This is a genomic window from Staphylococcus sp. HMSC034G07, assembly GCF_001835975.1.
Lineage (GTDB): Bacteria > Bacillota > Bacilli > Staphylococcales > Staphylococcaceae > Staphylococcus > Staphylococcus ureilyticus.
Genome location: NZ_KV826600.1, coordinates 101,175 through 121,468 on the forward strand (window position 1 = coordinate 101,175; position 20,294 = coordinate 121,468).

General features: G+C 33.1%; 22 protein-coding genes. 7 read left to right on the top strand and 15 right to left on the bottom strand.

The window, feature by feature from the left end:
• The first annotated feature begins 197 nt into the window (after nt 1-197).
• On the top strand, nt 198-809 hold the full coding sequence (locus HMPREF2586_RS04960; protein ID WP_070657290.1) for a YIP1 family protein: 612 nt from the start codon (nt 198-200) through the stop codon (nt 807-809).
• 140 nt (nt 810-949) lie between these two features.
• Here the strand turns inward: HMPREF2586_RS04960 and mbcS are convergent, their stop codons facing one another.
• The gene (mbcS, locus tag HMPREF2586_RS04965; protein WP_070038427.1) at nt 950-2,527 is read right to left on the bottom strand and encodes an acyl-CoA synthetase MbcS; all 1,578 of its coding nucleotides are present in this window, start codon (nt 2,525-2,527) and stop codon (nt 950-952) included.
• Nucleotides 2,528-2,803: 276 nt separating this feature from the next.
• On the opposite strand from mbcS, the gene HMPREF2586_RS04970 reads away from it, so the two are divergent.
• Nucleotides 2,804-3,700 carry a DUF5996 family protein gene (locus tag HMPREF2586_RS04970; protein WP_083310374.1) on the top strand — a complete coding sequence of 299 codons (897 nt, stop codon included), beginning with the start codon at nt 2,804-2,806 and terminating at the stop codon, nt 3,698-3,700.
• Between the two features lie 265 nt (nt 3,701-3,965).
• Nucleotides 3,966-5,369 carry an MDR family MFS transporter gene (locus HMPREF2586_RS04975; protein ID WP_046207106.1) on the top strand — a complete coding sequence of 468 codons (1,404 nt, stop codon included), beginning with the start codon at nt 3,966-3,968 and terminating at the stop codon, nt 5,367-5,369.
• Nucleotides 5,370-5,557: 188 nt separating this feature from the next.
• Here HMPREF2586_RS04975 and HMPREF2586_RS04980 read toward each other — a convergent pair whose 3' ends face one another.
• From HMPREF2586_RS04980 to HMPREF2586_RS05000, 5 genes are all read right to left on the bottom strand, one after another.
• Nucleotides 5,558-5,875 (bottom strand): YflT domain-containing protein, encoded by a 318-nt coding sequence (locus tag HMPREF2586_RS04980; protein WP_064209668.1) that lies wholly within the window; start codon nt 5,873-5,875, stop codon nt 5,558-5,560.
• Between the two features lie 57 nt (nt 5,876-5,932).
• Nucleotides 5,933-6,331 (bottom strand): hypothetical protein, encoded by a 399-nt coding sequence (locus tag HMPREF2586_RS04985; protein WP_046207108.1) that lies wholly within the window; start codon nt 6,329-6,331, stop codon nt 5,933-5,935.
• A 310-nt stretch (nt 6,332-6,641) separates the two neighbouring features.
• On the bottom strand, nt 6,642-7,109 hold the full coding sequence (locus HMPREF2586_RS04990; protein ID WP_070657284.1) for a nucleoside deaminase: 468 nt from the start codon (nt 7,107-7,109) through the stop codon (nt 6,642-6,644).
• 74 nt (nt 7,110-7,183) lie between these two features.
• Nucleotides 7,184-7,768, bottom strand: coding sequence for a phosphatase PAP2 family protein (locus HMPREF2586_RS04995; protein WP_070657281.1), 585 nt, complete (start codon nt 7,766-7,768; stop codon nt 7,184-7,186).
• Complete coding sequence (locus HMPREF2586_RS05000) at nt 7,765-8,952, bottom strand: FtsW/RodA/SpoVE family cell cycle protein (RefSeq protein WP_064209670.1); 1,188 nt, start codon at nt 8,950-8,952, stop codon at nt 7,765-7,767. The genes HMPREF2586_RS04995 and HMPREF2586_RS05000 overlap by 4 nt, the downstream gene beginning before the upstream one ends.
• Nucleotides 8,953-9,276: 324 nt before the next feature.
• On the opposite strand from HMPREF2586_RS05000, the gene HMPREF2586_RS05005 reads away from it, so the two are divergent.
• Nucleotides 9,277-9,885: a class I SAM-dependent methyltransferase gene (locus HMPREF2586_RS05005; RefSeq protein ID WP_070657277.1), complete on the top strand. Its 609-nt coding sequence runs from the start codon at nt 9,277-9,279 to the stop codon at nt 9,883-9,885.
• Between the two features lie 175 nt (nt 9,886-10,060).
• Here the strand turns inward: HMPREF2586_RS05005 and HMPREF2586_RS05010 are convergent, their stop codons facing one another.
• Entirely contained in the window at nt 10,061-10,192 is a 132-nt protein-coding gene (locus tag HMPREF2586_RS05010) for a beta-class phenol-soluble modulin (RefSeq protein ID WP_046207113.1), read from the bottom strand.
• A 385-nt stretch (nt 10,193-10,577) separates the two neighbouring features.
• Between HMPREF2586_RS05010 and solA the strand changes: the two genes are divergently transcribed.
• From solA to HMPREF2586_RS05025, 3 genes are all read left to right on the top strand, one after another.
• Nucleotides 10,578-11,762, top strand: a complete 1,185-nt coding sequence (gene solA / locus HMPREF2586_RS05015) for an N-methyl-L-tryptophan oxidase (protein WP_070657274.1) — start codon at nt 10,578-10,580, stop codon at nt 11,760-11,762.
• A gap of 2 nt (nt 11,763-11,764) precedes the next feature.
• Complete coding sequence (locus tag HMPREF2586_RS05020) at nt 11,765-12,898, top strand: M20 family metallopeptidase (protein WP_070657271.1); 1,134 nt, start codon at nt 11,765-11,767, stop codon at nt 12,896-12,898.
• Between the two features lie 93 nt (nt 12,899-12,991).
• Nucleotides 12,992-13,852 (top strand): LysR family transcriptional regulator, encoded by an 861-nt coding sequence (locus HMPREF2586_RS05025; RefSeq protein WP_070657268.1) that lies wholly within the window; start codon nt 12,992-12,994, stop codon nt 13,850-13,852.
• Between the two features lie 22 nt (nt 13,853-13,874).
• On the opposite strand, the gene add is transcribed toward HMPREF2586_RS05025, so the two are convergent.
• The 8 genes from add to cobA form a co-directional block, all read right to left on the bottom strand.
• A complete protein-coding gene (gene add / locus HMPREF2586_RS05030) occupies nt 13,875-14,852 on the bottom strand; it encodes an adenosine deaminase (RefSeq protein WP_070657265.1) in 978 nt (325 codons plus the stop codon).
• A 259-nt stretch (nt 14,853-15,111) separates the two neighbouring features.
• Nucleotides 15,112-15,312, bottom strand: a complete 201-nt coding sequence (locus HMPREF2586_RS05035; protein ID WP_046207118.1) for a hypothetical protein — start codon at nt 15,310-15,312, stop codon at nt 15,112-15,114.
• A 32-nt stretch (nt 15,313-15,344) separates the two neighbouring features.
• Nucleotides 15,345-15,953: an adenylyl-sulfate kinase gene (gene cysC, locus HMPREF2586_RS05040; RefSeq protein ID WP_070812655.1), complete on the bottom strand. Its 609-nt coding sequence runs from the start codon at nt 15,951-15,953 to the stop codon at nt 15,345-15,347.
• Between the two features lie 19 nt (nt 15,954-15,972).
• Nucleotides 15,973-17,154: a sulfate adenylyltransferase gene (gene sat / locus HMPREF2586_RS05045; protein WP_070038451.1), complete on the bottom strand. Its 1,182-nt coding sequence runs from the start codon at nt 17,152-17,154 to the stop codon at nt 15,973-15,975.
• 21 nt (nt 17,155-17,175) lie between these two features.
• Nucleotides 17,176-18,081, bottom strand: coding sequence for a sulfite exporter TauE/SafE family protein (locus HMPREF2586_RS05050; RefSeq protein ID WP_046207121.1), 906 nt, complete (start codon nt 18,079-18,081; stop codon nt 17,176-17,178).
• Between the two features lie 23 nt (nt 18,082-18,104).
• Complete coding sequence (locus tag HMPREF2586_RS05055) at nt 18,105-18,716, bottom strand: NAD(P)-binding protein (protein ID WP_070657256.1); 612 nt, start codon at nt 18,714-18,716, stop codon at nt 18,105-18,107.
• Between the two features lie 44 nt (nt 18,717-18,760).
• Nucleotides 18,761-19,495, bottom strand: a complete 735-nt coding sequence (locus HMPREF2586_RS05060; protein ID WP_046207123.1) for a sirohydrochlorin chelatase — start codon at nt 19,493-19,495, stop codon at nt 18,761-18,763.
• A 19-nt stretch (nt 19,496-19,514) separates the two neighbouring features.
• Nucleotides 19,515-20,285, bottom strand: a complete 771-nt coding sequence (cobA, locus tag HMPREF2586_RS05065; protein WP_070657253.1) for a uroporphyrinogen-III C-methyltransferase — start codon at nt 20,283-20,285, stop codon at nt 19,515-19,517.
• Nucleotides 20,286-20,294 lie beyond the last annotated feature (9 nt).

Genomic DNA, 20,294 nt, shown 5'->3' on the forward strand with positions numbered 1-20,294 from the left:
AAAATATAATGCATAACATTATTTTATATACAATATTTTTTGATAAATATATACCTAACAATATTGTAATATCAGTAATAGTAATCGAAAAGATTTTATTTTTTTAATTTTATTTAAAGTTTTTCTTAAAAGTGTTTTAAAATATTGTAGGTAATGTTATGCTTTGGAAAATAATATATATAGGGGGCAAGGGATTCATGGAAAATTCTAACTTACCATTCGCACAACATTTTTCAAAATTACGCGAACAACCTAAATGGGGACTCAAATTAATCATTGCAATCGTAGTCATTGCACTCTCAACAACTGTTAGCGCATTATCTATCGATTACAATGAAATTTATCAAGATGCAGGTGCAAGTGCTCAAGATATGGGTAATATGCAAACGATTGGTTTAATTGGTGGCATCATCGCTGGTTTAATTGGTGGCATTTTTGGTATTGGTATTACATTTTTAATCTTTTTAGTTATTTCTAAAATAATGAAATCTGATGCAACCGCAAAACCTATCTTTTCTGCAACATTAAGTTTTACTATAATTACTGGCATCATAGGTTTAATTGTTGCATTAATCCAATGGATTGCTGGTTTATCTCCTACTGATTATAATATTGCAAGCTTAAATGTCTTTGATAAAGGCAACCAAATGTTAGGCGCATTTAACTTACAAACACTAATCAGCGCATATGTATTTGGCATTATGCTCTTTGCGACGAATCGTTTGTCTAAAAAAGCTTCAATTATTTGGGCAATTGCATACATCATTGTATCCATTGGATTTGCCTTAATAGGAGCAAGTTTCCAATAATACATATATTTGCTAAAAAACATGGAACACTCGGTTCCATGTTTTTATTTTGATATAACACTACTCACACACAAAACAAGCGCCCATCATTATTATTGTCAGTATGATAGGCGCTTGCTTTCAAATGAATCATCATTGATTTATAAATATTTTTCTTTTTCCGCTTCTCTTAATTCAATTCGTCTAATTTTACCTGAGTTAGTCTTAGGTAAATCATCTACAAATTCAATTGCTCTCGGATATTTATAAGGTGCTACGTCTTGTTTAACGAAATTTTGTAATTCCTTAACAACTGCTTCATCACCTGTAACGTTATCTTGTAAGATGACAAAAGCTTTGACGATATTCCCTCTGATTTCATGTGGACTCGCTACGACTGCACATTCTTTTACGTATGGATGTTTCGTCAATGAATCTTCTACTTCAAATGGTCCGATAGTATAGCCAGAACTAATGATAATATCATCTCTTCTACCTTCAAACCAGAAATAACCGTCCGCGTCCATTTTTGCTAAATCACCAGTAATAAAGTACTCGCCAATTTGTGGATTTGCAGTACGTGCTTCATCTTTATAATAGCCTTTAAATAAAGCAGGTAAGTCTAACGGCACTGCAATATTGCCTATTTCATTGGGTTGTGCAGGATTACCATCCTCATCGATAACCGTAACATAACTGCCTGGGATAGCTTTACCCATTGATCCAGGACGTCCTTCTGTATCCTTTAAGAAACCGATTAACAATGTACTTTCTGTCTGGCCATAGCCGTCTCTAACAGTTAAGTTAAAGTTTTGTTGAAATTTATCAACAACTTCTCTATTTAATGGTTCCCCAGCAGATACAGCACTATGTAAATGTGACAAATTATAATTTGTTAAATCAGGGGATTTTGCCATTAAACGATATTCAGTTGGCGTACAGCAAAGCACATTGATTTGATACGTTTCTAGTAATTCGAGGTATTTCTCAGCATTAAATTTACCATTATAAACAAATGCCGTTGCGCCTGAACCCATGATTGATAAAAATGGACTCCATACCCATTTTTGCCAGCCCGGTGCTGCTGTCGCCCATACGATATCATCTTCAGTTATGCTTAACCAATGCTTCGGAGCCATCTGTAAATGTGCATAGCCCCAACCATGAGAATGTACCACTGCTTTCGGATTACCTGTTGTGCCTGATGTATATGATAATAATGCAATATCTTCTCTTGAAGTTGCTTCTATATCAAGTGTATCTGAAGCATCAGTTTGCGCTTCTTCAACGTTAATCCAATGATCAACCTTACTGCCAACGATAAATTTAAGTAAGGAGTCATATTCTTGAACACCTTTGAACTCTTCGATACTATCGCCTGTGGCTACAACTGCCTTAATTTCACCATGCGTTATACGATATTGTAAATCTTTAGTACGCAACATTTCAGAACTAGGTACAATGATAATACCTAATTTCCACGCGGCTAAATATACTTCATATGTCTCAATCGCACGAGGCATCATGATTAATAACTTATCACCTTTTTTCAGACCATATTTTAAAAATACATGGCCAATTTTGTTTGCATTTTTTATCAGTTGGTTATACGTTATATCTCGTTCTTTACCAGTTTGATCATTAAAAATAATCGCTTTTTTTGACGGATCATTTGCATATTTTTCAATTTCGCTAACTATATTATATGTTTCTGGAGCAATTAAATCTGCTTTATTCATTGGTTATTCTCCTTATTTTGGTGATTAATTTTACAATATACATGACAATATCAAGTTGTATTTTGATTATTCAGAAAATAGCATTGCGTTCACATTCATTTTGTAATGAACTACAACTTAGCACATACTTGATTAGTTCATATATCTTTATCATTGTATCATTATAACAAATGATACTTTAATATACTTGATACAAGCATTTTTATATTGTGTTTCAACTTTAGTTTCTGTGGTATAAAATTTATAGCAAATAATATATGAGGTGGTATTCGTATTATGAATTTTAAAGATTGGGAAAATGAAAAAGACACACTACATTTATTATCACAAATATTAGGTAAATATAAATTAGAAGCAAGTTATCAAGAGCCCCAGTGGTCACACGTGACGCTAAATATAGATGTCCAAGGCTTTTCAACTGGTATGTTAAGTTATGAAACACATACATTTTCGTTAAGCGTTAACCTGATACAACACCACATTGAAGTCGTCGTTGATCAAAACGTGCATGACATTACCTTAAAAAATGGAAGAACTATACAATATTATTATAGCGAAATTGAAAAACTGTTAAACCAGTCAGATATTCATTTAAAAATCAATACTTTACCACAGGAAGTAGCAAACCCGATACCATTTGAAAATGACATAGAACATCATCATTATGATGATAAAATTGCCAAAAAAGCATTAGCATTAATGAAATTCGCCTATCATGCTGAAGCAAACTTCGTTAATGGGCTAAGAGTTAGAAAATCTAAACCAGGTTTATTTTGGGGGACTTTTGATATTTCTTGTATGATCGTCAAAGACCAACCAGCACCATTTGAAGATGATAGCAAGGTTATTGAACGTGCAGCTTTTGATGAAGAAATGATTGAATTTGGCTTTTGGTTTGGTGATGATCAGTTTGAAGGACCAACCTTCTTTGTCTTGCCATATCCTTTTGCAGATCAGCCATTTGATACTGACGATCGATTTCCTAAAGATAGTTATTTCGATAAACAATTAATGGAATATCTGATTGAATACCAACAACATCATGACATTGATACAATCACTCAATTTTTCAAAGCATCTTATCTTAAATTCGCAGATTTTTTAAATTGGAATAATGTCGATTATGTTTTTTCTCCTTTAAAAATGAAACCAAACCATTTAAATAATAGATAATCATTTTTAACTAAATACAGTTACTTTTAATAAAATCGAGGGTATGAGACGTCAATCATGTCTCACCCTCATTTATATTTTTATACAACTTTTGATGTATAACAGAGTGGAATTAATATATACTCAACTTAAGAAATCACTTTCATGACAATATTTCAAACTTATCACAGATAAATTTGAAAAAATAAGTTCAACTTTTAGATTTACGACGATTCGAGTGCTATAATAATTAGATGTGTAATTTGTTAAGAAAGAAGTGAGTATATTGACAGAAACTGGAAACTTCCATGTTGAAAAAAGAATACCTCTGTTTATCGTACTATTATCAGGGGCTTTTATAACAATTTTAAACCAAACTTTACTTGGAACGGCATTACCACCAATAATGAAAGATCTCCAGGTCTCAGAAAGTACAGTACAATGGTTACAATCTATATTTATGTTAGTAAACGGAATTATGATTCCTGTAACTGCATTTTTAATTGAACGCTTTACATCGAGGCAGTTATTCTTAACTGCAATGAGTATTTTTGCAGTCGGTACGTTGTTATGTGCAGTTGGTATTGACTTTTCAATGCTATTAATCGGACGTGTCCTACAAGCAGCAGGCGCAGGTATCATGATGCCACTAATGCAAACAATACTATTTTTAACTTTCCCTAAAGAAAAACGCGGTACAGCAATGGGTCTATTTGGACTTGTTATCGCATTTGCTCCAGCTATTGGACCTACTTTATCAGGTATCTTAGTCGAACACCTCACATGGAGAAGTGTCTTCTATGTTGTATTCCCTATCGCGATTATTATTATTATTGCTTCTATATTCCTATTGAAGAACGTTACAGAAACAACACATCCAAAACTAGATATTGCTTCAGTTATCTTATCTACACTCGGATTTGGTGGCTTACTATATAGTTTTAGTTCTGTTGGTGAAGCAGGTTGGACTAGTGTTCAATTTATTGCACCACTCATCGTTGGTATCGTTTCACTCGTTATATTTATTCGCCGTCAATTAAATTTAAAAGAACCTATGCTTGAGTTTAGAGTATTTAATTACGGAATTTATACGTTAGGTACGATACTAAGTATGTTTGTATTTGGTGTGCTGATTGCAACAAATATCATCTTGCCACTTTATATGCAAAATATGCTACAATACTCAGCCTTAAAATCTGGTTTAGTATTACTACCAGGTGCAATTATTATGGGTATGATGAACCCAATAACTGGTTACTTATTCGATAAATTTGGAGGTAAATGGCTCGCTCGAATCGGTTTATTCGTACTAGTTGTTTCAACATTACCATTTACAATGTTAACAGAGCATACAACATTTACGTATCTCGCTACTTCAAATGCATTGAGAATGGTTTCAATTGCTATGGTTATGATGCCGATGACGACATTAGCAATAAACCAACTGCCAAATGAGCTAATCGCACATGGTACTGCCATGAATAACACTTTCAGACAAATGGCTGGTGCTATTGGTACTGCAGTCTTTATTACTTTAATGTCAGTTTCAGCAATACCTCAAGATGGTATTACCGGTATTATTCACGGTGTTAACGTAACATTTATCGTTGCTACAGTTATATCAGCTATTGGATTACTACTATCATTTAAACTTACGGACGATAGCAAACCAAAACGTCGTACCTTATAAACATGCGTAAATAACAATACAATGTTTAGACTATCGATATTATTGATAAAAAACGTCAATTTCTATTAAGGTAGAAATTGACGTTTTTGTTTATGATAAATCTCAGCATTTAAGTTTTTCAAAACATGAGCTACATTGCATTTTTGTTTGCTTACAACCTTAAAGCAATGTCTTTCTCCTTCAAAATTTTACAATAGTCCTCTAACTCTTGAATCAGTAACAATTAAATACACTTTGCCGTCATCCATATCACTTTTAAAAGATGCGATTTCACCTTCATCTACGCCTAGCCCAATCAATTTTCTTTTCAATGCATCTCTTTCAGAATCATTTTCTTTTTTTATATCTATTCCTAAAATACTCGTATCTTCTACAATTTTATCAGTTCGAGATTTATCCAATGATAATACATAAATGTCCTGATTACCGATACCTTTATCCTGTAATGCTGCAACATCTACTTCTAATTCACTATCATTCTTATAAGCTTTAACTACTGGTTTCATAAGAAAGACCTCCTCTTAAAATGTCCTTCATCATCATTCACAAGTTCATATTAATTATTACGCTTTAGACTGAATCATTAACTGATCGAAACGTTCTTTTGTCATATAAAAATAGGTGTTCTCTAAAATTTTATCAAATAAGTCTTCTCTTTCATCCTCTTCTTTTAGGGTGAAATTCGTCTCGACATCTTCCTGATTTGCTTCGTCGACAAAAATAACTTGTTCATTTTTTACATCTAACGTTTTACGATGATAAATGAGCTCTAAATGATCATTTTTCCGGTGAATTGCTTCAATATTTTCAATTTTATACGCACTATGAATAAAATCAATCACTCGTTTCTCTCTGTAACGTTTATGCTTTTGATCTTTAAAATCTTTAGCAAAACGTTGTTTCACTAGTAAATAAATTATAATGATTACAGCTATAATTAATAGAAAAATTAACGTGCTCATCAGAATGTCCCCCTTATCACTAACCCCTTAGTTGTGTTATTACGATATTATGCATAATTTTCCCATTTTGCATATTCTTAAACATGCCAAAAGCTTTTATCACAGTCATTAAAGCTATTTTATTTTATAGACATTTAACGAAAAAGCAATGATAAAAATTACATACAATACAACGCAAACCAACACTTTACATCCATCTATAATTTAAAATGCCTTAGTGATAATTATAATGGAAAAGAAAAACATTTATTTATGCAAAAATATGAACCCCCTTCAGCTATTAACTGCCAGAGAGGATTCATATTTTCATTTATTGTTGATGATACCGAAGATGTAGTGATTCAATTTTAGGCGACAAGGCTTCGAAAGGTCCTTCAACATTCGCATCTCTAATTACGCTTTCAATAGGTAAATTTTTAAAAGGTGCCGGCGCAACATTGATAGCTTCCAACCATTGACTCAATTGTTTTGAGGAACTCACATATACAATTTTATCTAAACCAACGAGTGCATGTGCAGTCGCACACATCGGGCAATGCTCTCCTGATGTAAAAACAATTGTATGCTTTCTTTCTTCAGGCGTAAGATGAGTTGCTGCCCATTTTGCAATCGCAATTTCAGGGTGTTCAGTCGCATCTCCGCTACTGATTCTATTATAATCTTCAAATAAAACATTACCTTCAACATCCACTAATAGTGAGCCAAAAGGTTCATTACCATAGTTTAACGCTTCCTCGGCAAGCTCGATTGACCTATTTAAATATTTTTCATAATTCAATTAAATGCCCCCTCCTCCATCATCATATGTATTAATCAAAAATTAATTTATAGATTAGCATTTAGCTTAACAAATTATTCGATTTTATCTAGTTTTCCGCTTACATGACTATTGTAATTAAGTGATTGAATCATAACTGAAATGACTAATAAACTCCCCATAGTATCAGTAAAATAATGGGCGCCCACGTAAATACGGGAAATTATGATTGAAGCTACTAAAATAATTGCTATACAATATAATATTTTATTCCTTTTTATTAATAATATTAGACTTACCAATATGCACACACTTAAAACATGCATACTGGGAAAACTATAACCTTCAAAATATGTGGTTGGTCTCGGTCGTTGAATGACATATTTCATAAACGTACCTATTAAAAATACTGAAAAGCACCAAAAGCCATACCACAAAAATTTAAATTTATGATAGAAAAACAAACCAGCTAAAACACATATTGTTAAAATCAAACAAATTTTAGGGTCAAAAATAACTGAAACAAAATAGAGATATCGTTTTATAATATCTGCGTTTAAATATGTATGTAACATATTATATACAGTTTGGTCTACGGGTTTTGCTATACCTATTGCAATACTAATCAATATAGCAATAAGCAAAATAACTGGCGATGTAATTTTTAAAATATGCTTCATTTTACAGTATCCTTTCTTTCGTTGTTAATTCTTCTAGCCACTGCTAAGAGTGCACCAAACGCTATGCTGATACTCAACATGGAAGAACCACCATAACTCAATAACGGCAAAGTCACACCAGTTAATGGAATAATACCAGACACACCAGCTAAATTAATAAAAACTTGCATAAATATGTAACTAACCACGCCAACACATATCAATTTATAAAACTGATTATTTGTTTTATTCGCATAAATAAGCCCTTTTACTAAGAGATAACCATAAATTGTAAGTGTGAATAGTACGCCAAGTAGTCCTAACTCTTCTGAAATAACAGTAAATATGAAATCAGTGTGCGGTTCTGGTAAATACCCTAACTTGGCTATCCCATTGCCTAAACCTTTACCCGTCAGTCCACCATTGCCAATCGAGGTTAAGGCACTCGTTAATTGATAACCATCATTATCTTCATATTTAAACGGATCTAACATCACTTTTATCCTTTTTAGTCTATATAAATTTTTAGAATCAAAAATCAGTGTATAAATTCCATAAATAACTAATGGCACGAGTGTAATTCCCATAATTTGAAATTTAATTTTATTTTTTATATCTGAGTATATTAAAATACAACCAATAATAGCAACTGTTAGTAACGTTCCACCTAGATCTCCTTGCATCAGCACAAGCAATAAACCAATACCTAATATGGCAAGTGGCGGTAACATATGCTTTAATTGGTAATCTTTGTGACTCCTCACACGTTGATTAATAATGTAAGAAAGATAAAAAATCGAAGCTAATTTCAAAAATTCCGAGGATTGTAAACTAAATATTCCTAAATTAATCCAGTTTCTTGAACCATTAATCTCTTTCCCTATCAAAATTGTAATTAATAGCAAGCATAAGGTGCCAATAACCATCAATTTTTGTATATGAGCACTTTTAAAGAAATTTATATTTATGCACAATGCAATAAATATAACGACTACAATACCCATAATCAAAAAGATAAATTGTCTTTTCATAAAATAATTACTTTCAATTGAAACGCCACCAGTTAAAGCGCCTTTAGATGCCGATACCATGCTCGCACTATATATCATGACGACACCTAAAATGCCTAGTATAATAAAACTAATTAGCATCCCATAATCTAGACCTTTTAACCGTTGCTTAATCATTCTTAAAATATTCTTCATTTCTGCACCTCATTATAAACGTCCACCACCTAGTAAACCAGATATAACAAGCATGCTCAATCAGACTTTAGGCTTACCTAATTTAATATGTTATTCGTATATTATGTATTTCTATTTAAATATTTTATCTATACATAAAATGAACAAATTTACTTTTTAAAAAGTATCAATTAATTATCTATAATTTTAAATTACACGAGATAACTGTAAACGTATTGATTTGAAAAGATTATGTCCATTATGCTAAACTCTATTATAGATTTTAAAAGTCTTTAATAACTTTAAAATCTATAATATGGAAATCTACATTAAAGGATGACAAATTTGAATCAATCTCAATTTAATCAAATAGCCCGAAATTATGACAATAACGAAAGAATAAAGCTCGCTAAAACGATCTCTTCCGAATTAAATTTATTATTTAACAAAGGTACGTATGATTCATTATTAGATTATGGTGGCGGCACTGGCCTTGTCACATTCGATATCGAACATAATTTCAATCACATCACTGTTTTAGATGCTTCACCGAAAATGGTTGGAATATGTAATACCAAAATTAAAACATTAAATAAAACTAACATTGCAGCCATTGAAGGTGACTTGCTCGCTTCGAACAATATACTGCTTCATCAAACTTATGATGTGATATTGCTTTCTCTTGTATTACTTCATAGTGGGAATTACATGGCATTACTACAACAGTTAGTCACGCAATTAAATAGTAATGGCTTACTTATCATAGTAGACTTCGATAAAAACGAAAATGTTAATCATCCGAATATCTATAATGGGTTCGAACAAAAAGATATCCAAAAATCACTACACACAATAGGACTTTCGAATATAGACAGCCATACTTTTTATCAAGGCAAAAATATATTTATGAACAAAGATGCCAGTCTCTTTTTAGCTTATGGACAGTTAACGTAATCTCCTAAAAATGTATAATCATACAAATTTAAATGTATAATTTTGTATAGTTATGCAATACAAACACGAATTTCCTTCCCAATGAATTGAACAACAAAAAAACTACTGCTTTCTAACACTTTATGTGTAAAACAGTAGTTTTTCTTAAGTATATATTTAATTGAAAATATGTCTATTAACCAAAGAATCCAGCGATGAAGTCTGCACCTTTAGCTACTACATCTGCGATGCTAGTTCCCATATTTACCCAGTCGTGATCTAAACCTGATTTTACTGCATTTGAAATTGCTTCTACGATACCTGACATAATGTAAGCACTCCTTTAAATTGATTTAATTTGTTATTTAAAAATTACGCGAAAGTGTCAACTAAAGTTTTGATTAATTTAATGATACCACCGATAATATCTGCAATCATCATGTCAATACACCCCTTTACTTGTTTGTGTAATTACATTGTATGCTAATTAATAATTAAAATGTTAAATTTTTCTCAATTCGTTTAATTAAGTTCCTAACTGTCTTAATTTAATAATAAAAGTACAGTTAGGCAAAATACTTATGTATATGGATATCACTTTTAGAGATATCAACCATCTCTTTTTGTAATTTTACACCTAGAACTATTGCTATTAGACTTGAAAGAAATACTTGCCAAATGATTAAATTTGTTTCAATTAAGGAGAGATGGAAATGGGAAAACATTACGATGTCATCGTTGTCGGAGCTGGCTCTATGGGTATGTCAGCTGGATACTATTTAGCAAAAAGTGGGTGGAATACACTAATGATAGATGCTTTTGATCCACCACATGAAAATGGAAGTCATAGTGGTGATACAAGATTAATAAGACATGCTTGTGGAGAAGGTTTATCGTATGTCCCCATTGCTTTGAGAGCACAAGAACTTTGGAATGAACTTCAAAAACAAACAAATGAACGTATATTTTTAAATACAGGTGTTATTACTTTTGGTCCTAGTGATTCATTATTTGTACAAACTGCAATCAATGGTGCTCGGCAATATAATCTAAATACTGAAACTTTATCTGCTAAACAAATTAACGAAACTTGGCCAGGTATTACAATACCTGATGGCCAAATTGGTTGCTATGAACCTGAAGCAGGTGTGCTATTTTCTCAAAATTGTATTCGCGCTTTTAAGCGACTCGCTCTAAATCATGGTGCCGAATTAAAAATCAATTCGCCAGTGATGCATATTGATATTCTTAATGACTCAGTAGAAGTTCAGACCCCCTCTGAAACAGTTACAGCAAATAAATTAATTATTACTGGTGGCGCTTGGAATAAAAAAATTCTAGATGATTTAGATTTAAAACTACAACTTCAACCTTCTAGACAAACGATAGCATGGTTTGATTCCAATGATATTTTATACAAGTCAGATGGATTTCCAGGCTTTTTTGCCGACGTTCCGAGTGGTGTATATTATGGATTCCCTTCTATTGATGGTACTGGTTTAAAAATAGGACGTTATGATAACGGAGACCCTATTGATCCAACTTATTACAATAAATCATTCGGGTCTTATGTAAAAGATGAAAAAGATATTAGTGGTTTTTTGAACGCATATATGCAACAAGCTAATGGAAATATCAATGTAGGTAAAACTTGCATGTTCACCAATACATTAGATGAGCATTTTGTGATAGACAAACATCCCAAATACGAACATATTGTCATTGCTGCTGGTTTTTCAGGACATGGCTATAAATTTTCAAGTGCCGTCGGAGAAATATTATATGAATTAGCCACTAAAGGTAAGTCCAAACAAGATATATCACTATTTAAAATAACACGTCCAAGTTTACAGCCTGAAAATAAAGAAAAAGTTTTTAATAAAGCAAGGGGGGTTTAAACATGACACAATCAAATTTAGAATTCTTACAATCGCTCATCAATGTCGATAGCACCAACCCACCTGCTAACGAAAATAACGTTGTACAAATTTTTAAACAACGGTGTGCATCTCGTAATATTCCTTTTGACATTACACATTTAAGTGACAAAAGAAGTAATTTTTCAGTAACTTTAAAATCTGAGCATCCAAACGCTAGCAAACTCTTATTATCTGGCCATACCGACACTGTAAAGATAGGCGCACAAAAATGGGATTATGATCCTTTTAAAGGCGATATTGCTCATGGAAAATTATATGGAAGAGGAACAACAGATATGAAAAGTGGTTTAGCTGCTTTATATCTTGCTTTAGAATCTTTGATTGAGGAAAACTATGAATTCAAAAAAGATATTGAATTTTTAGCCACCGCAGGAGAGGAAGTAGATTCAATCGGTGCGGAACATTATGTCAAAAAGGCAAATATGGATAATGTATCTGCTATCATCATAGCAGAACCCACGACTGAGAAAGTTGCAATTGGACATAAAGGAGCATTATGGATAGAAGTCACTTTGACTGGAAAAACTGCACACGGCGCAATGCCAGAACAAGGTATTAATGCAGTTGAGGGCATAAACAAAGTCATTCAATTGGTAAATGATTTAAAAGACGAATGGTCAGAAGAAACAGAAGCTTTAGGTAAGAGTAGCATCTCAGCAAATATGGTTAACGGTGGTATTCAAACGAACGTGATACCCGACAAATGTACATTAAATGTTGATATACGAACAGTTACACCTAATATTCATGACAAACTGTACAAGCAATTTAGTCAACGCTTAACTCAGATATTTGCTGATAGTAACTCTCCAAAAGTAAACACAAAAATATTGCTTGACCGGGCGACTGTTTTAACGGATGTCGATGCTGAAATTATTCAAAAAGCCTTAGATATTTCGGAAGAAAATGATATTACTGGAATGGCTTATTATACCGATGGATCCGTGCTAAATCCTAACAGTGACATTCCCACATTAATTTATGGGCCAGGAATAGAAACATTAGCACATCAACCCAACGAATATGTAGAAATAGCAGCTTTCGAACGATCTATAGACTTTTTCAAAGCATTAATTAAAAAATATGCAACATAATTAGACTGCCGTCATAGTGACGGCAGTACTTTTTTCTGCATAAAAGAAATTGTTTCATGTATAATAGCCTCAAACGAAAACTCAGGTGATATTATGGAAATCAAAGACTTTAAAATTTTTCAAAGCGTTAGTCAACATCAAAGTATCAGTAAGGCTGCTAAATCACTAAATTATGTTCAATCTCATGTTACATTTCGCATAAAACAACTAGAACAAGAACTCAACACACAACTTTTTTTACGTCATAATAAAGGTACAACTTTGACGAAAGATGGTGAAAAATTCCAAATATATGTTGAAAAAATTTTAGCCACATTAAATGAAATAGAACATGATTTTGATAAACAAGAAACATCTAGTGGCAAAATTGATATTGGGATTGTCGAAACTATTACTAAATTACCGATGTTATTATCTATGTTTCGGAAAAATTCGCCACACGTTTCTCTTTCACTACATACCGATGTTACTGCCAATATTTCTAAAAAAATAGTCAATCAAAACTTAGATTGTGGATTTGTCACTGGTTTCAAACATCATCATCATATAAATAAAGTGGAATTATTTAAGGAAAAACTTGTATTAATCTCCGGTACAGAGATGACCCAATTAGAAGACATAACATCCGCAGTATTTTTGGTATTTAAAAATGGCTGTAATTATAGAAGAAATCTTGAAGCCTGGTTAAAATCCGAAAGTACTAAAAAACCAACACTTATAGAATTCGGCACTATGGAAACAATTATCGGTAGTGTAAAATCAGGTATCGGCATTAGTTTAGTTCCGAAATCATCGGTACAAAATGATTTGGAAAACGGCTCATTATATAGCTATGAATTGCCAGACAAATATAGTAATATCTCGACAGACTTTATTTGGAATAGAAATTATCATTTAAGTCTTGCTATGACTCATTTTATTCAAACTATCAAATCTTTTGCATATCAATACTAAAATAAACAGTAGTGTATACGCGTTATGACATTGACTGAAGCACTTGCTTTTTTTCTGCTTCAGTTAAAAAGGCATATTGAACGGCACGCTTATTAATATATTTAATCTGCTTTTTATTGATTAACTGATGTTTTAATAGCAACGTATATTCTTCATTTAATGAAGTTTGTGTCACCATACGATTGTCTGTATTGATAATAAAAGGTATATCATTTTTTAATAAGTAGGGAATATTGATTTGTGACAACGTCTCTATAGCTTTAGTTTGCAAATTACTTTTAGGACATATTTCTAATAATACATCCTTCGCTTTAACTTCATTTAATATTGCTTCATCTAAATTAGCAGCAACACCATGACCGATACGTTTAGCACCTATTTTGATTGACTCTAAAACATTATGTATACATCCACACTCACCTGCATGGAGTGTTAAATTCATACCTTTTTCTAACCCATATTGAATGGTATCTTGTATTTCATGTGGTGGAAATCCTACTTCAGGACCCGCAAAATCAATACCACATATTTTTTCACTGTTATATACAGACACATCATCAAATAATTGTTTATTCACAGACGCTGCATGTTGCCTCATTGCGCAAATCAGTAAATTCACTTTCATATGTAATGTATCTTGTACAATATTAACGCCCGCTTCTACTGCTTTTAGTACATCTAAAAGGGTCATCCCCTGTTCCATATGCAACAATGGTGCAAAGCGAATTTCTATATATTTAACATTATCCTCAAAAGCTTGTTGCGCAACATCTACAATTGCACGCTTAAGACTATCTGCTGTTTGCAATACTTTTAATACTTCATCAAAACACTTCAAATACGACGCTAAACTTTCACAATCCTCTTGCACCGTGAGACGATTCTCGTTTAGATGTACGCCTTGTTCTTGAGCCAATTGTCGAATTAAATGTTTGCTGACTGAACCATCTAAATGACAATGTAATTCTATTTTAGGAATCTCCTTTATACTTTGATTCATTTTAGTAAACTTCCCTACCTTTATATTGTGTTCATTACTTTTAAAATGCTAATCAGATAAATTTGATTTATTTAATATAACACTTTAATTTTCACATTTCTATAAAATATATGAGTATGATTCAATACTGTTTACTTACCTACAAAACACCTTTTAGTAAGCCTTTTTAAAAGTTGATACGCGCATTAACATTTAAAAACAGGGTGAAACCAAACTCGTGATTTGATTTCATAACCCTGTTTATCAATGCATTCATAATTTATAATTGGTTATAATGACCTAGTATTATCATTGATATACCTATGCCAATAAAGGATACTACCATAATTGAGATCATTATTTTTAATTCTATAAGAAAGTGTTTTCTATTTTGACCTAAACGCACAAGTAACAATCCACTCAACATTACTAAAATAAATATAATAAATAATATTATGGCAATGATATTTAATATCTCCATTCGATTGCCCCTTCAGTTTTTTATTATTAAAGTTAAATGCTATCGATATACTGATGTTGTTGTAAATAATCCATAATTTTAGATACTGATGCTTCAACAGAGAGGGTTTCTGTATATAATACAATCTCTGGTTGTGTAGGCGCTTCATATGGCGCATTTACGCCAGTAAATTCTGCAATTTCACCATTTCTTACTTTTTTATATAAACCTTTAGGGTCTCTATTTTCACATTCTGATAGACTACATTGCGTATAAACTTCTATAAAATCATCTGTATCTAATAATTGGCGCACCGCTTCTCTATCTGATTTATAAGGAGAAATAAAAGCAGTAACTGTTATCAAACCTGCATCTACCATCAATTTACTAACTTCCCCTATACGCCGTATGTTTTCCTTACGATCTTCAGGTGAAAATCCTAGATTCCGATTCAATCCATGTCTAACATTATCTCCATCCAAACGATATGTATGGATTTGATGGTTAAATAGTGCTTTTTCGAGTTCTACGGATATCGTTGATTTTCCTGAGCCTGAAAGTCCTGTAAACCAAATGACTGCACTCTTATGTTGATTACGCTGTAACCTTTCATCTTTGGTAACCTCTGATGCGTGCCATGTTATATTTTTAGATTCTCCCATTACTATGTCTACACTCCTTTTATTTCTGTTCTTTCAATCCATTTATAAGAACTTGAGCCACTTCAGGTCTTGAAAATTCTTTCGGTAACGTTTCTCCGTTTTTCAATTTTTCACGAACTTTCGTACCACTCAAATGTAAATGTGCTGAAGCATCATGTGGACACGTTTTTGCTGTAGCCATGTTTTCACATGTTTTACAATAAAAGGCATGTTCAAATTTTAATATTTGTATACCCAATTCTGCTTCGTATTTAGCAATCAGTTCTTGCGCTTCATACGTGCCATAATAATCACCTACGCCTGCATGGTCACGCCCTACAATAAAGTGTGTACATCCATAGTTTTTACGTACTGTAGCATGTAATATCGCTTCTCTAGGCCCTGCATATCTCATTGCGGCAGGATAAATAACTAAACGCGTTTTATTTTCCGGGTAATAATTTTCCAATATAACCTGATAGCTTTCCATACGTACTGATGCTGGAATATCATCAGATTTTGTTTCACCTACTAAAGGATTCAACAACAAGCCATCTACTGCTTCTAGAGCAGCCTTTTGAATATACTCATGTGCGCGATGTACTGGGTTTCTAGTTTGAAAACCTACTACAGTTTGCCATCCTAAGTCTGTAAAGAGTTGTCTTGTTTCTTTAGGATCCAAATGATAATCTACAAATTCGTCGTGTTTAGGTCTATTTAATAAATAAATTGGGCCTGCGAGATAGACGTCCCCTTTTTCATAGACCTTTTTGACACCAGGATGATCAACATCCGTCGTTCCATATACAAGTTGCGCTTCTTTTTGTTTGTCATACGTGTACTTTTCTTCTAAGTCAATCACACCATATAAAACACCATCTTCCCCATACAAAGCCACACGAGAGCCAATATTCAAATTTTGAGATTGCGCTGTTGTCACAGGTAATGTAATCGGAATGCTCCAAACCAAACCATTATCTAAATGTAAGTGTTCTACCACGTTGGTATAATCGTTTTTATTCATAAAGCCTGTCAGTGGACTGAAGCCACCTATTGCAATTAATTCCAAATCTGATAAACTCCACGGATTTAAAGTGATAGATGCGAGTGTTTCAGCTTCTTTAAGCAATTGTTCTCGCTCTGCGCCGTAGACCTCCCTATTGATAAGTGCACCACCATGAGGTTGGATGGTAGATTGTTCTTTTTCGTTTATTAATGACATGTTGTCACACTCCTTAATGAATTAATCTAATTTATTTACATTGGTTTCATCTTTAAAAGTAGCAAACGGTAATTTATTATTTTGGTATAAAGCATATAAAATTAATCCGAACCAAATCACAATCAATGCAATTTTTATTGCGATTGATAAAGCGTGATTGATTTCAACAACACTAATCAGTGAATTTGTATTTGTGAAAATAATCAATCCACTCACACACACAGCTAATATATTCATCGGTAACAGTCTGACTAACCATGCTGCAAACGGTGCAGCAATCATACCACCGACACTTAATGACACGACAAGCCACCAATTAATTTGACTCCAACCAAGAAAAATAATAAAGCTTAGCGACGCAGATACTGTCACGAAAAACTCACTTGCCGATACCGTACCAATCGCATACCTAGGTTCCAATTTCTTTTGAGCAAGTATTAATGGCGTATTAACCGGTCCCCAGCCTCCACCACCAATTGAATCTAAAAATCCTGCCACGGCGCCTTGTGGTATTAATACAAAGCGGGATGTTTGTTCATTCGTTTTTGATAATGGTTTTTCTTTAGTAAATAAAAATTGGTATAAAATATAGAGTCCCATTGATAATAGAAATACAGCGATAAATGGTTTAATAAAGTCACTGTGTATATGACTTAATATAGCAGCACCAATAAAAGCTGTTATCGCTCCAGGAATCGCTAATTTAATCATGGTAGGTTTATGTACGTTTTCAAATTTCCAATGCGACGTTCCTGACGCTGCTGTAGTAGCAATTTCTGAAAAATGTATTGTAGCTGAGACTATTGCCGGTGCTACACCAAATGTCAATAATATTGAAGAAGATGATGCGCCAAATCCCATGCCTAATGAACCGTCAATTAATTGAGCGAGAAAACCAGCCAGTGCAAAAACAAATAATTTATACATATGATGTCCCCTTTCCTTTCAATTTACTTCAGCGCTGATAACCACTTTCTAACTTCATTTTGCTTAGTTATTTTTAAATATTTATTATTTAAGATTTGCTTCAAAAACCGGTCTTTTTCCTCCGATGAAAGTGAGCTACGTTTAACTTGCTGTCTACATTCATATAGGAAATCTACATAATCACCATATGTGCTATTAAAGTGTTGTTGTAACTCAGCTAAAATTTGACTGGCCAGCTTAGGACTGGCACCTTGTGTTGAAACGCTGATCGTTAACTTACCACGTCGCAATATACTTGGTATCAATACATCACCTGCTAACGCTTGACCTGCCATATTAATTAATGCCTTGTCTGGCTTTGCTTGTAATATAGACTGGTTTACATTTGTATCATTCGTCGCAGTAATAATTAAATCTGCATCTTGCACATCACTGCTTTCAAATATTTTATTCCGCCACTGAATCTCTTGTTTATCAACTAATTGTTTTAAGTTATTAGTGAGCGTGGGGCTAATAATTTGAATTAGTTTTGTATATGTTTTTAAAAGATTGATACGTCTTTCTGCTATTTTTCCGCCACCTATAACAACGATTTGTTTTTGCGAAATATCAACCATTAAAGGGATGTAAGACATAATGTCACTCCTCAGATAAGGTACTTTCAACTTTGATAAAATGACTAAACTGTATCAAATGTCTCTTCCACACGTTCTTTTAATGCAATTTGTAATGTCTCATGATGACTCAGATGCGCTGCTAAAATAATGTCACTTTTAAATTGGTAAGCACTCACAACATTAGCGATGTGTTGGTCTAAAATACCTGTAAACCAGATATACGGTAAAATAAATATTTGCGAATGACCTTCATTTACTAATCGGTCCAGTGCATCTTCAAATAACGGTTCACAAGCTGCTAAATAGCACACTTCTATACTTTTAGAGGGGAACATTTCTGATAATTGTGACTTTATTACCGAAAAATCTTGCTTTGTTTGCGGATTATAACTTCCTCTACCAATAACTAATAATTTAGCGTCAGCATTAGGTGTGATTTTACGTTCTTCTAAACGTTGTTTAAGCACTTCCGTTAATCGTTTTTGTACGCCTAAAGGTTTACCATAATTAATTTTCACATTGGGAAATTGTGCTTTCATACGTTCAATTTCTTCAGGTATATCTTTGTAGTAATGTCCTGCGCTAAGTAGCAATACAGGTACCACTGAAATTTCTGTTGCACCTTGGTGCACTAATTTCCTAAAACCTTCAGATATATCCGGGTCTACAAGTTCTAAAAAACATGTTTCTTGCAAAGGAATATTAATTTTTGTTTGTACACGCGCAATCAATGACGTTGCTTCTTCGACTGCTTCTGCTACACGACTACCATGACTGACATATAAAACACCTTGCATATCATAACCCCTCCAACAACTATGATGTGAGTTGTGTTAATAATTCATTTTTATATGTTTCTTCAAACCAACTGATTCGGTTACGTAATTTCACGACTTCACCCACAATAATCATAGCTGGATTTTCAATCTCTTTTGCACCGTGGACAATGGTTTCTAATGTGCCTACAACGGTTTTTTGTAATTTAGATGTACCCATATGTACAAGTGCTACTGGCGTATTTTTATTACGTCCATTTTTAGTTAATAACTCAACAATTTCTGGCAGCTTTTTAACTCCCATATAGATACATAACGTTTCCGGCCCTAAAGCTAGATGTCTCCAGTATTCATCCTTGTCAATTTCTTTATTGATAACACCCGTAACAAATGCAACTGAAGAGCTATAGTCTCGATGCGTTACAGGGATACCTGCGTATGCAGGTGCTGCGATACCTGCAGTAATACCTGGTACGATTTCAAATGATATATCATTTGTGGCTAATACTTCTGCTTCCTCGCCACCTCTGCCATACACGAATGGGTCTCCACCTTTCAAACGTGTAATCGTGTGTCCTTCTTGTGCTAAATCGACAAGTAATTGGTTAGTATCTACTTGAGACACTGATTTATGGTTAGGATTTTTACCACAATATATTAACTTAGCAGTTATAGATGCATAATCTAATAACTCAGTGTTAACTAAACGGTCGTATAAAATAATGTCAGCCGTTTCAATCGCTTTTTTACCTTTAACTGTAATTAAATCCGGATCACCAGGGCCCGCACCTACTAAAAATACTTTTCCCATCCTAACACC